We start from the raw sequence: 13,744 nt of genomic DNA on the forward strand, positions 1-13,744 counted from the left end.
ATATTTTACACAATGAAAGAATCGTTACGTTTACGATTAGATCAACTTTCTGACCGTCATGAAGAATTAAACGCATTGCTTGCGGATATAGAAGTCATTTCTGACAACAAACGCTTTCGTCAACTTTCGCGTGAGCATAATGACTTAACAGAAATTACTGAAGTTTGGAAAAAGTACACCCAAGCAGAAAAAGATATTGAAACTGCTGAAGCGATGCTTTCTGATCCTGATTTCAAAGAAATGGCGCAAGAAGAGATTAAGGACAATAAAGCCATTATTGCTCAGCTTGAAGCTGATTTAAATATTTTAATGATTCCGAAAGATCCCAATGATGCCAATTCTGCTTATTTAGAGATTCGTGCTGGAACGGGGGGAGATGAAGCTGCGATCTTCTCTGGCGATTTGTATCGTATGTACAGTAAATACGCTGAAACTCAAGGTTGGCGTCTTGAAGTACTGTCTGAAAATGAAGGTGAGCATGGCGGCTATAAAGAAGTCATTTGCCTGATTAATGGCGATGGTGTTTACGGTCGTTTGAAATTTGAAAGTGGCGCGCATCGTGTACAACGTGTTCCTGCGACTGAATCGCAAGGGCGTGTTCATACTTCTGCATGTACCGTAGCAATTTTACCTGAAGTTGATGTCGATACTTCGGTGGAAATTAATTCATCTGAATTACGTATTGATACTTACCGTGCTTCGGGTGCGGGTGGTCAGCATATTAACAAAACTGACTCTGCTGTTCGTATTACCCATTTACCAACGGGTACGGTGGTGGAATGTCAGGATGAGCGTTCGCAACATAAGAACAAAGCTAAAGCGATGGCACTTTTGGTATCACGTTTAGAAAATGCCAAACGTGCGGCTGCTGATGCTGCAACGTCTGAAATGCGCCGTGATTTGGTGGGTTCAGGCGACCGCTCAGAACGTATTCGTACTTATAACTATCCGCAAGGGCGTATGACCGATCATCGTATTAACTTAACTTTATATAAGTTAGATGCCGTGATGGAAGGTGATTTAACAGAATTACTGGATAGTTTACATCGTGAATATCAAGCAGATCAGTTAGCAATGCTTGCACAGCAGAATGGTGGTTAATGAATATTGCACAGGCATTAGCCTTACGCGGTGAATCGGAAAGTTACGAACGCCAAGAAAATGCGTGGTTGCTTGAACACATTACTAAAATCGATTCTTTTGATTTGGTGATGAAAAAAGCGCAAGAATTAACAGCAGAGCAAGAACACGCCTATGTTACGGCATTGGCACGAATTGAAGCTGGCGAACCTTTGGCTTATGTGACAGGTTCACAACCATTCTGGACTTTAGATTTAAAAGTAACCAAAGATACTTTAGTTCCGCGACCAGACACTGAAGTTTTGGTGGAAACCGTTTTGCATTTAAACTTACCTGAAGATGCTCGGATTGTAGATTTGGGCACAGGTACAGGTGCAATTGCTTTATCACTTGCCAGTGAGCGTCCAGATTGGTCTATCACGGCAACTGATATCTATCAACCGACTTTAGAAGTTGCACAGTTTAATGCAGATAAACATGACTTACCGCACGTGAAATTTTCATGTGGTAGTTGGTTTAAAGCGTTAGAAAAAAACCAATTCTTTGATGTGATTGTATCCAATCCACCCTATATTGACCCTCAGGATAAGCACATTAAGGATTTAGCGGCAGAGCCTCGACGTGCTTTAGTGGCAGGCAATAATGGTCTAGCTGATATTGAATTTATCATTCAAAATGGTAAAAAATGGTTGACTGCCAACGGTTGGATTGCACTTGAGCATGGTTATGACCAAGCAGGTGTGGTGTATCAACTGTTTAAGAAATATGGTTATAAAGATATTCAAACCATTAAAGATTACAGCGGTAATAATCGCGTAACAATTGGTTGTTCAAAATAGCTGAAAAAGAAAGAGATTTTAAAAAAGCGTATTATGCGCTTTTTTTTTGCCTATTTATTTAGCGTTTAATCATTGTTTTTCGATTTTTGATTAAAAAAGGAGTAGCCGCACTTTTCTCTAAATGTAATTCTTTTGTAATTACATTGTGCGTTTCAAGTACTTGCAATTATCTTCAGGTAAGACAAAGAAAAAGTTATTGCAATCAGCACTAGTTTAAGTAAAGTGATCACCATAAATAGCCTATCGTACAATATAGAACATAAGTGTCGACTATAAATTTCGATCAAAATAACGTATTAAATAATGATTTATTCATAAAAAAGCGACTCAAAAGAGTCGCTTTTAAAAGCCATTTACAATATTACATTGGGTAATCTTGTAGGCAATCGGATACTTCAACTTGCTCTAAAGCATCTGTTTCGAGTGCAAGGCAAAGCGTCACAATTTTCTTTAGATCAGCTAAATATTGTTCATCTTTAAAAGATGCACCTAACTGAAGGGCTTGAATATGGTCAGCACTAATATCAAGTGCTTGTATTACTTCAATGGCATCGACTTCATTAAAAAATGCAGTTACAGCATGATTTAAATCAAGATCTGATGCATTTAGAATGCCTTGATTCAGTTGCTCTTCAAATTGTGGAGTAGGAGACTGCAAAGCTTGGGTGAAGTTTTGCACGAGACGTTGATCGAGAACATCAATCATTTTAAGCATGACAGAACCTTTAATTTAAGGTGGTTTTACAGGAGAAGAACAGCGGGTTAAGCATAAAATATGCTTTTAAATTGAGTGAAAAATAACCTATTTAAAGGCTTTATGCAAACATCTTCCGATGAATGAAAAATTGAGTTTTTAAGCGTATGAAAACCTTAAAATTATTTAATAATAGGGTCTGTTGATGCTTCATCATGGTAATTAGATAAGGTATGTACATGGATTGGTGTTTATATAAAATTAAGTACTGAGTTGAGATATAGCTAGATTTTGGTTTTAAGCTACCTTTAAATTAATTCTAAAGATATGAAATAAATATACTTATTTTAATAATTTTGCTGTATGGTTTTTATTTGACGATAGCTGATTCAAACTAAAAAATATCAAAGAAATTCAAGCCATGATGACAAGCTAAAGCAACATTATTTTCATAACTTTGCTTTAGCTGTGCTTTTTTTGGGTAGAAATGGTGAATGCTTAAGCCACTAATTAAAGTGCTTTTGTCGTAGTTGTTCCAGCCGTAGTTGATATTGCTGCTGCCAAGTACTTTCAGGCAAGCTTTGTTTTTGCTGGTTCATTTCTTGGTTTAAAGTCGCAAGCTCCGATTGATAACTCGCCACTTGTTGCTGTTGCTGAGCGACTTGTTGTTCACGCGCAGCCAATTGTGCGGCTTCTTTAGGTGAGAAGTAATTGTTAAGCAACTGTTGGGTAATCTTTTGTTGTTGTGCAGGGTCGGTGACACCAATTAAAGCCAATTTAAGTGCTTTATCATAACTGCCACTTTGGCCATCAATATTTTTGCTTGAATTTTTATATTGTTGTTGCAGTTGTGCAAGTTCACTCAGACGTTGCTGTTGCGTCATCTGCGGTGCTCGATTCAGGAGTTCGCCATAGGCAAATTGATAGCTAGCAAATTCTTTTTCTTCAGCAAAGCCGAGCTGTGCTTCTTTCTGACCTAAAATTTGCTCACGTAAATTCCAAATTTCCTGATAACGCTGCTGTGGTGTCATTTGCGTTGACATTATTTTAGCTTGCATTTCTTTTTCATAGAGTGGTAAGCGTTCAAGCAGTTGCTCTAAAGTCTGGGCAAACTGTTGATCAGGATATTCGGCTAATACCTGTTTTAATAGTGCCTGACAGTTTGCATCAGGGCAGTTTTGCTGTAACTGGGTCAATAATTGTGTGATATTGCCTGGATTTTTTTGAAAGAATTGAATCATTTGTTTGATCGATTCTTGTTGCTGCATTTTTGACTCGTCATTGTTTGCAGCGGCAAGCTTATCTTGCAAACCCATTGGCTGACCCGTTTCTGTAAGGGATGGTGATGACGTCTGAGTTTGATCCGATGTGGCATATGATGGGTTAAGACCCAACCATATACCAACACCCATCACCAATAAACTCAGCACCAAAGCAATAAGCCCAAAGCGCTTCATTGATATTCCTTATGGGTTGTATTGGAATTGACCCATGACAGGGAAGTGGTCAGATAAATCCCAAGTCATAAATAATGGATCGGCAGCTGAGCGAATAATGCGTACATCGTTACGTGCTTGCATGGGTTGACGATGATTATTCGATGACACCACATAGTCTAAATATTCGACTGTAGAACCACCACTTAGGCCAGCACCCGATAGTTTATTTACACGTGGATCAAAGGTTGATTCTGTATATCCTGTGCTGACTGGAGCAGTGCCATTGAGGTTACTCAACATCTGGTCATAATCTTGCGGCCACAGTAGTTTGTTGACGTTAAAGTCACCTCCCATTAGTACTGCATCAAATGATGGGATATTTTGTTTATCGACCAAAGCACGGATTTGTTTAAATTGTTGTTGGCGTAAGTCACGTGCGGCAACGGTATCGAACGATGCGGTATGCGTTGAGGTCACATGGTAAGCCTTACCATTTTTCAGAATTTCAGCATAGACCACGCCTTTATCTGCAAAACAGTCAGTGCCTGTACAGTTAGGATAAATTAAGTGATCCGTCTTCACGATAGGGTAACGACTCGCAACCAGTATGCCGCTGTCATAAATATTAAAGCCAGAACCCACTGGAATATAAGTTTGGTAAGGATATTCCTGTGCTAATTTTGCCAACATTGCGGTACGACCAGAAGCAAAAGCTTCTTGAAATAAAATGGCGTCGTAGCCTTTTAAGTTTTGTGGCAGTTGATCTAAACGCTCATCAATTTTACTTGCAACCACAGGAAGCGCATAAATATTATAGGTTAAAACTTTAAATTCATTGGCACTGCTGTTGACTGGTTCTGGCACCGTGTTTTGATGGATGGTGTAGTGGAAGTCATCATAGCCGCCCGTGAGTTCAGCTTTAAATGCAGTTTGGGCTGCTTTACCCGCATAGTTGGTGTTGAAGCGCTGAATATTACGATTGTTGAACCACGGTGCAGAAAAATCACTACCAGAAGCAGAATGTTTAATATCACTGCCAGACCACGTACCTGTCATCGATTGTTTTAGCGTTACACTTGAGCCACCGCCCGTAATTACGGTATCAAAATTATAGGTTTGACCCGACTTTACCCCCGTATAACGATTATAACGCAGGACACGTTTGGTCTCGTAAGGGGCAATTTGGGTGGCTTCTTGTGCCCATTCGTTACCCTGAACTAAGGTTCGTGTACCGTGATGATTAATATTGACGGATACCGTTTCAGGGGTGGTATTGGTCACATAAATGTATGTGTCAGCAATCGCTTGCTGACTGCATAGTAACAATGATAGCCATGCAATATTTGTCATTAAGTTTTTATTAAATTGGGTGCTCATTAGTCCCCTCCATGATGTTTTTATTAAATATTATGTAACAATATGAAGAGATCACTATGGCACGAAATTTTTTCAAGTCAGTGACAATGTGCGACAGCAATATTACATTCCGACGAATGAATGTCAAAAAAATGATTTAAATTTAGGAGGCTGTTGACATTTCATCATGGCAACTAGATAAAGCTACAAGCTAGAGCAATAGAACTTTTATAGGATCACTTTGGCGATTGAATTTGATTTATTCGCTATTTTTTTTGCACATAAAATGTCCATAGACCCTCATTGCAGTCTATGTAAATAATAGACGTAAATTACAGTTCTTTATTTTGACGATAAGCACCCGGACTGACACCCGTCCATTTCTTAAAGGCACGATGGAATGCACTTGGGTCATGAAAGCTTAAGTCATCACTAATATCTTGTAGGGTTTTGTTTGTTTTAGTCAAAAATTCAATGGCTGTGTCACGTCGGATATCATTTTTGAGCTGTTGGTAACTCACGCCTTCACTTTTTAAGCGCCGTTGGATGGTTGCATCCGACATATTTAAACGATGGGCAATTTCATTAAGTTCTAACCATTCTGCTGGTGGAACCTGCATTAAATGTTTACGTATTTGCGTGCTAATGGCATGTGGGTTTTTAAAGCGAACCAATAGGTTTTGTGGCGTTTGTTGAATGAATTGAGACCACGATTGTTGGTCCTGCTTGATTTGAATGTTTAAATAATTCGCATCAAACTGAATGTAATTTTCATTGCTGTTATATTGAATATTTTCACAAAAACGAACTTTGTAGTCTTGATCATCTACGGGTGAATCACATTTAAGTTGAATCTGGTTGAGTAAAACGCGTTGCCCGCTTAACCAACACATCAAACCATGAATGAGCATTAAATAAGTGGCGTAACTGAACATTCTTTTAGTCTGTTTTTGTTCATAAATCACAATATAAGCATAGTTTTCTTGTACAAATAATTGACTGATAAAATCATCTAAGATCAGATTTAAAAATTGCAAAATATGTTGAACTGCATGTTTCAGTGTTTCAGCATACATAACGGATTGCGATAATAGTTTAAAACTTCCACGACGCATCGGATGGCTGTCCATACCAAAAAATTCATCGTTCATGGCATCCGCAAGTTCAATCCAGAGTTGTGCGTATTGAGAAACTGAAACACGAGCTTTACTGGACTGCATTAACTCTAGAGGAATGCCAGATTTGAGTAAGATGCTTTGCGTGTTTAAGCCTTGATGTTGCGCAGAAAGTAATGCCTCATGCACAAGATTGATCGAGATTGTACCTTTACTATCGTTTAAATCTTGTTCATTCATGTGCTGATGTCCATGTTTAGTTCATTGGTCCGATAGTTTGAATTGTCCAAATCCATCATAGATGATGCAATATTTGGAAATTGTACTCAAGCCTGACTACATTTACTCTGCATCTTAAGTCGAGTATTTATTCAAAGAATTGATAGGAAAATAAAATGAAAATTCAAGGGAAGGTCTTTGTAGTAACGGGCGGTGCATCGGGTTTAGGTGCTGCAACGGCCACGCATTTGGTTGGTCAGGGAGCCACAGTCATCATGGTGGATATGAATGATGAGCTGGGTATGGAAATGCAACAGCATTTAGGCGAGCACGCTGTTTTTGTGAAATTGGATGTGACCGATGAACATGCAGTAAAAATATTCTTTGAAAATATTGAGCAGCAATATGGGCAATTGAATGGTTTGGTCAACTGCGCAGGGATTGCACCATCAGCCAAAGTGCTGGGTCGCGATGGCATGCATGATTTTGCCATGTTCCAAAAAGTACTGAATATTAATGTCAGCGGAACCTTTAATATGATTCGTTTCGCTGCAAATTTAATTGCTAAGTATGAGTTGAAAGTAGGTGAAGAAGAACGCGGTGTGATTATAAACACGGCTTCAGTGGCTGCATTTGATGGTCAAATTGGGCAAACTGCTTATGCTGCTTCTAAAGGTGCTGTGGTTGCTATGACTTTACCTTTAGCACGTGAACTTGCACGTGAAGCTATTCGTGTGATGACGATTGCACCAGGGATTATGGAAACACCCATGCTGAAAGCAATGCCGCAAAATGTGCAGGATGCTTTGGGGCAAATGGTGCCATTTCCACCACGTTTAGCAAAGCCAGAAGAGTTTGCACATTTGGTGGGACATATTTTTGAAAATGCGTATTTGAATGGTGAAGTGATTCGCTTAGATGGTGCGATTCGTATGCAGCCTAAATAATCTATTTTGATTTGTGATCGTGATCTTTGTGGTGGAGTCTTTGCATTATTAAGTAAAGGTTTTGTATAACCTTCGGTTCGACCTACTTTTCTTTCGGGAAAAGTAGGCAAAACCATCTCCATTCGCAAAACCTGTTTAATCGAATTTACAGCCCACTTCCTCGCAGAAACATTATCTTTTTAGAAATGTCTCAGGTTGCGAATGGGATTGTCGTGTATCAAATATTTCTTAAATTTTAATAAATGTCGAATTTAACAATCTGAACACAAAAGGGACGCTCAATGCTTTTAAATGAAGAACAAAAAATGGTTCAGGACATGATGCGGAATTATTCGCAAGCTAAACTCAAACCAACTGCTGCACAGCGAGATAAAACCGCAAAATTTCCCGCACAAGAACTAAAAGAACTGGGTGAGTTGGGTGCTTTAGGCATGACTGTGTCTGAACAATGGGGCGGTGCGGGATTGGATTATGTTTCCCTTGTGGTGGCACTAGAAGAAATTGCTGCAGGTGATGGCGCTATTTCTACCATAGTCAGCGTTCAAAACTCACTGCCATGTGGGATTACTCAGCGTTATGGTACAGAAGATCAGAAACAAAAATATTTAACCAAATTAGCAACAGGTGAATGGTTGGGCTGCTTTTGTTTAACAGAGCCTCAGGCTGGATCAGATGCAGGCGCACTCGAGTGCAAGGCCGAACGTGATGGCGACTTTTGGGTATTAAATGGCACGAAGCAATTTATTACTACAGGTAAACATGCTCAAGTTGCAATTGTATTTGCGGTGACAGACAAAGCCGCAGGAAAAAAAGGTATTTCCTGTTTTTTGGTTCCTACTGAAACAGAAGGCTATGTTGTTTCTCGTCTTGAAGAAAAAATGGGACAACATTGTTCAGATACGGCAACCATTATTTTTGATCATTGTCGAATTCCTGCCGAAAATTTATTGGGTCAGGAAGGTGAAGGCTACAAAATTGCTTTATCTAACTTGGAATCTGGACGCATTGGTATTGCTGCACAATCTGTTGGGATGGCACGTGCGGCATTGGATGCAGCGGTGGAATATGCCAATCAACGTAAAGCTTTTGGGGTGGAAATTGTTCAGCATCAGGCTGTGGCATTTCGTTTAGCCGATATGGCAACCCAGATTGAAGCGGCACGGCAATTGATTTTCCATGCGGCCACTTTAAAGGATGCAGGCTTAGCGTGTTTAAAAGAAGCCTCAATGGCGAAATTGTTTGCCTCAACCATGGCTGAACGTGTGTGTTCAGATGCAATTCAAATTCATGGTGGTTATGGCTATGTCTCTGATTTTCCAGTCGAACGAATTTACCGTGATGTACGTGTGAGCCAAATTTATGAAGGTGCATCAGACATTCAACGTTTAGTGATTGCACGTGAAGTGACCAAGCTTTGAATAGGCTCAATTTAAGACTTTAGTGGGTGTTCAAATCCTGCATATTTTTTGATGGATTCGGAAATTGTAGGATTTCGCTAATCATGTTTATCTAGGTCATGAGTGAAGTAAAAATGGTTAAAATGCTGAATTTTTTTGGCATTTGAAAATGAAAACAACAATGAAAATGGACAAAATGTAATTACATAAAGCAACTGCATAAAGTAATTACATTTTTATAAAAATGGATAAGAGGTTGTTGCTATGAAGACGCTAGAACAAGCATATCAAGAGTTTAATTTTGATCAATTTCTTGCTGAGCAATTGGTAGGTACACCTCAAGCAATCAACGCCTATGTTGAATGTTGTGAGCGCCATCTTGGTTCAAATAAAACTGCCTTAATTTGGGAAGGTAAAAATGGTGAATCGGCTGAGTGGACATTTGAGCAACTGGCAGATTCATCAGGGAAATTAGCCCATTATTTTACGTCACTGGGCTTAAAAGCAGGTGATTGTATTGCGGGTTTATTACCACGTACACCTGAATTGCTCATTACCATTTTAGCAACTTGGCGAATGGGGGCGATATATCAACCTTTGTTTACTGCATTTGAGTCTAAAGCGATAGAACATCGTATTAATACGGCTAAAACTCGATTGATAGTCACCAATGAAGAACAACGTCCAAAACTTAATAGTGTTGATGTACCTCATATTTTAACAGTGTATCAACTTGATACCTTAAGTCAGCAAGATGGTGATTTTTGGACAGAACTTACCAAGAAATCTTCAGCATTTGAACCTGTCATGCAAACATTTGCAGATGATTTTTTAATGATGTTTACCTCGGGAACAACGGGTCTAGCTAAATCTGTACCAGTCCCATTAAAGGCTGTATTGGCATTTAAAGGTTATATGGCTTATGCCGTAGATTTGCGTGCGGAGGATTCTTTCTGGAATTTAGCCGATCCGGGTTGGGCATATGGACTGTATTATGGTATTACAGGACCACTAAGTTTAGGTCATAGCATTATTATGGATGAACGTGCATTTAGTGTAGATAATGCTGTACAGATTATAAAAAAATATAAAGTAAGCAATTTAACAGGTTCACCGACAGCATTTCGTATGTTCTTTGGCTTTAAAGAAAAGTTTGATCCATCTATTAAAGCGCATTTGCGTGTCGTGAGTAGTGCAGGTGAGCCATTAACCCCTGAAGTGATTCATTGGTTTAACCATGATTTAAATGTGAATATTTATGATCAATATGGACAGACCGAATTAGGCATGGTAATTGGCAATCATCATGCATTAGCACATGAAATTAAAATTGGTTCAGCAGGATTTGCAAATCCGGGACATCGCTTTTGTGTTTTAAATCAGAACAATGAAGAAGTGGAGAAAGGTGGCGTAGGTACACTAGCAATTGATTTTTCACAATCACCACTGGTTTGGTTTAAAGGCTATGATGGAAATAATCGTAAATCCTTTGTAGGTCATTATTATTTAACGGGTGATACAGTTAGATTGAATGAATTAGGTGGTGTTGACTTTATCGGTCGTGCTGACGATGTCATTACAACATCAGGCTATCGTGTAGGTCCTTTTGATGTAGAAAGTACATTGCTGGAATGCAGTGAAGTTCTTGAATCTGCTGTGATTGGTAAGCCAGATCCAGAACGGACTGAAGTCGTTAAAGCTTTTGTGGTTTTAAAACCTCAATTTTCAGCTTCGGATGCGTTAAGTCATAAATTGCAAGAATATGTACGTTCGCGTTTATCTAAGCATGCTTATCCAAAAGAGATTGAATTTGTAGAAAGTTTGCCTAAAACCTCAAGTGGAAAAATTCAGCGAAATTTATTGAAACAACAGGAAATTGCCAAAATACAAGGGATTCAAAAAGTCGGTTAATTAGGTTTTGCCTTTTCTAAGAGCATTTTATTATTGTTAAATTAAAAACCGTTCTTTAGGGCGGTTTTTTTAAGGTTAATCATTTTCTAAGCTGCCTATATGGCAGTGAACGTACCGCAATATCGCTTTGTGTTAATTCTAAATTTCTAAGCTGCCTATCTGGCAGTGAACTATACAGACTTGGCATTACACCTAAGTCTTGATTTCTAAGCTGCCTATCTGGCAGTGAACCTGAATCTTCAGGAACTTCACGCCAGTCTTCAGGTTTTCTAAGCTGCCTATCTGGCAGTGAACTCTGTAAAACCATGGATAGACTCTTGGTGTATTTTCTAAGCTGCCTATCTGGCAGTGAACAGTAAATATAAAGGACAAAGCTTTAAAATAACAAGGAGTTAATGCCAAAAAATGCAAAATACCCAAAGTTTTTTTAAAAATTGTAACCTATTGATTTTATAGGGCTGTTAAAGAGTGCTTGAAATATTGGGGTAAAAAAGGGTTCTTGTCAAAGACTTCTACAGAACAGAAAGAGGATATCCTTTATAATCTACGCAGGTTATAAATCAGCAAATGCAAGTGGGACAACTTAGTGACTAATCTACTCGACATGGACTTAGAGTTAAATGATGATGAAATGCACCTTTATTCACGCCAAATTCTTCTTGATGGTTGGGATATAGAAGCACAAGAAAAACTTAAACTTGCCAATGTCCTTATAGTGGGTTGTGGTGGCATAGGCTGTACAAGTGCGGAACTATTAGCACGCGCAGGTGTGGGGAAAATCACCCTAATTGATGCCGACACCATTGAAATAAGCAATTTACAACGTCAAATAGCCTATGTAGAAGAAAATATTGGCTTTTACAAATCGGAAATACTCGCAAAACGCTTAAAGCAAATTAATCCACATATTCGCATAGAAAGTTATACCTCTAAACTTGATGAAACCAATGTAGAACAACTCATTTCTACTCAAGATTTAGTTTTGGATGGTTGCGATAATTTCACTACTCGTTATTTGGTGAATCAAACCTGTACGCAATTGAATGTCGCCTTAATTAGTGCATCAGCCATAGGCTTTCAAGGTCAATTGTTTATGGTAGAAGGCGATTCCGCTTGCTATGAGTGTTTATTTCCAAAAGAAGAACATGCAAACGAAAGTTTACGTTGTGCAGATTCAGGCGTACTTGCAACAACACCGAATGTCATGGCAAGTTTACAAGCACATCATGCCTTGCTTTATTTAGGTTTAGCTCAAACCCCATTGAAGCAAAAACTGTTGCTTTGGGATGGCTTAAGCATGAAACAACGCTTACTGGCTTTTGAAAAAGATCCAGATTGTTCAGTTTGTCAGGCAAGATAGTCCTGCAAAAGAATATTTTTTTGCTACACTCACTACAATTTAATTCTACTTAGACATTATGAAAAACAATATCTGGTTAGATGGACTGCGTTCAGTTGCCCGAGTCGGGGAAACAGCTGTCATTGCGGCCAAAGCAGGCATTAAATACGCCACTGAAAAACCAAGTAACGCAAAATTGATGCGCGAAACTTTTGAATCTTTAGGTTCAACCTATATTAAACTTGGGCAGTTTATTGCCAGTACACCATCGTTATTTCCACGTGAATATGTGGAAGAATTTCAAGGTTGTTTAGACCAAACACCATCATTGCCATTTAGTTATGTACAAGGTGTTTTAGCCTCTGAATTTGCAGGCAGAAATTTAGATGAAATTTTTGCTTCGATTGAGGAAAAACCTTTAGCTTCAGCATCGATTGCACAAGTTCACGCAGCTAAATTGGTCACTGGTGAAGATGTTGTGATTAAAGTGCAAAAACCGGGCGTAGAAACCATACTTTATACCGATTTAAATGTCTTACACTGGGCAACCAAAGTTTTAGAAAAAGCTGTACCGAAAGTAAAATTTGCATCACTTGCTGATATTGTCGATGAAATTAAAACCCGTATGGTACGTGAAGTTGATTTTATTGAAGAAGCACAAAATTTAGATGATTTTGTCAATTATTTGAATGTCACTCAAAACAATAAAGCCACTGCACCAAAAGTCTATCATCAATATTCAACGCGCCGTGTGCTGACCATGCAGCGTTTGTATGGCGTACCTTTGACCGATTTTGATGTGGTCAAAAGAGTTTCTAAAGATCCATCTCAGGTTTTAATTACAGCCATGAATACATGGTTTGGTAGCCTGATGATGTGTAACAGTTTCCATGCTGACTTACATGCAGGTAATCTGATGTTACTTGAAGATGGTCGTGTGGGTTTTATCGATTTCGGTATCGTTGGGCAGTTAAATCCAACAGTGTGGACGGCATCAATTGCATTTATGGATGCACTACAAAGAACGGATTACAACCTGATGGCAGAAAACATGCTGAAAATGGGCATGACTGATAAGAAAATTGATACCCAAGTTTTAGCAGCTGATTTAGAGCGCTTATTTAGTGGAGTATTAATGGCAGATCCTCAGCAAATATTAAGTTCAAATCCTGCCGATTTAAACGATATTATGATGGATATGGTTGGTGTGGGTGAGCGTCACGGTATTCGTTTCCCACGTGACTTTGCCTTGTTATTTAAGCAAATGTTGTATTTTGATCGCTTCATGCGCATTCTTGCACCGTATACCGATATTTATGCAGACCAACGTTTGCAAATGGTGCAAACGCTTGACCCGAATGTGTTGTTAAAAAACTAAGTTGTTTTAAGAAAATCCCCCTAAATCCCC

General features: G+C 38.8%; 11 protein-coding genes and 1 CRISPR repeat array. Of the genes, 7 read left to right on the forward strand and 4 right to left on the reverse strand.

What is annotated here, in order from left to right; genetic code table 11:
- Positions 1–12: 12 nt before the first annotated feature.
- Both prfA and prmC read left to right on the forward strand, forming a co-directional pair.
- Positions 13–1,101, forward strand: a complete 1,089-nt coding sequence (gene prfA, locus B9T24_RS11380) for a peptide chain release factor 1 (protein ID WP_074947502.1) — start codon at positions 13–15, stop codon at positions 1,099–1,101.
- Positions 1,101–1,919, forward strand: coding sequence for a peptide chain release factor N(5)-glutamine methyltransferase (gene prmC, locus B9T24_RS11385; protein ID WP_086165868.1), 819 nt, complete (start codon positions 1,101–1,103; stop codon positions 1,917–1,919). Before prfA ends, prmC begins: the two co-directional genes overlap by 1 nt.
- A gap of 361 nt (positions 1,920–2,280) precedes the next feature.
- Here prmC and B9T24_RS11390 read toward each other — a convergent pair whose 3' ends face one another.
- The 4 genes from B9T24_RS11390 to B9T24_RS11405 all read right to left on the reverse strand — a co-directional run bounded on the left by B9T24_RS11390 (position 2,281) and on the right by B9T24_RS11405 (position 6,763).
- A complete protein-coding gene (locus tag B9T24_RS11390) occupies positions 2,281–2,634 on the reverse strand; it encodes a hypothetical protein (RefSeq protein ID WP_086165869.1) in 354 nt (117 codons plus the stop codon).
- 485 nt (positions 2,635–3,119) lie between these two features.
- The gene (locus B9T24_RS11395) at positions 3,120–4,070 is read right to left on the reverse strand and encodes a lipase secretion chaperone (RefSeq protein WP_086165870.1); all 951 of its coding nucleotides are present in this window, start codon (positions 4,068–4,070) and stop codon (positions 3,120–3,122) included.
- Positions 4,071–4,079: 9 nt separating this feature from the next.
- Positions 4,080–5,402, reverse strand: coding sequence for a sphingomyelin phosphodiesterase (locus tag B9T24_RS11400; protein WP_171264895.1), 1,323 nt, complete (start codon positions 5,400–5,402; stop codon positions 4,080–4,082).
- A 338-nt stretch (positions 5,403–5,740) separates the two neighbouring features.
- Positions 5,741–6,763: an AraC family transcriptional regulator gene (locus B9T24_RS11405; RefSeq protein WP_086165872.1), complete on the reverse strand. Its 1,023-nt coding sequence runs from the start codon at positions 6,761–6,763 to the stop codon at positions 5,741–5,743.
- A 155-nt stretch (positions 6,764–6,918) separates the two neighbouring features.
- Between B9T24_RS11405 and B9T24_RS11410 the strand changes: the two genes are divergently transcribed.
- The 5 genes from B9T24_RS11410 to B9T24_RS11430 all read left to right on the forward strand — a co-directional run bounded on the left by B9T24_RS11410 (position 6,919) and on the right by B9T24_RS11430 (position 13,714).
- Complete coding sequence (locus tag B9T24_RS11410) at positions 6,919–7,689, forward strand: 3-hydroxyacyl-CoA dehydrogenase (RefSeq protein WP_086165873.1); 771 nt, start codon at positions 6,919–6,921, stop codon at positions 7,687–7,689.
- A 281-nt stretch (positions 7,690–7,970) separates the two neighbouring features.
- Positions 7,971–9,107, forward strand: coding sequence for an acyl-CoA dehydrogenase family protein (locus B9T24_RS11415; RefSeq protein ID WP_086165874.1), 1,137 nt, complete (start codon positions 7,971–7,973; stop codon positions 9,105–9,107).
- A gap of 243 nt (positions 9,108–9,350) precedes the next feature.
- A complete protein-coding gene (locus B9T24_RS11420; RefSeq protein ID WP_086165875.1) occupies positions 9,351–10,997 on the forward strand; it encodes an AMP-binding protein in 1,647 nt (548 codons plus the stop codon).
- Between the two features lie 83 nt (positions 10,998–11,080).
- Positions 11,081–11,351: direct repeats of the CRISPR family, unit length 28 nt; unit sequence TTTCTAAGCTGCCTATCTGGCAGTGAAC.
- A gap of 232 nt (positions 11,352–11,583) precedes the next feature.
- A complete protein-coding gene (locus B9T24_RS11425) occupies positions 11,584–12,357 on the forward strand; it encodes a HesA/MoeB/ThiF family protein (protein WP_171264893.1) in 774 nt (257 codons plus the stop codon).
- A gap of 58 nt (positions 12,358–12,415) precedes the next feature.
- Positions 12,416–13,714: an ABC1 kinase family protein gene (locus B9T24_RS11430; RefSeq protein WP_086165877.1), complete on the forward strand. Its 1,299-nt coding sequence runs from the start codon at positions 12,416–12,418 to the stop codon at positions 13,712–13,714.
- The last annotated feature ends 30 nt before the right edge of the window (positions 13,715–13,744 follow it).

Origin of the sequence: Acinetobacter sp. ANC 4654 (assembly GCF_002135425.1) — a bacterium.
Classification (GTDB): domain Bacteria; phylum Pseudomonadota; class Gammaproteobacteria; order Pseudomonadales; family Moraxellaceae; genus Acinetobacter; species Acinetobacter kyonggiensis.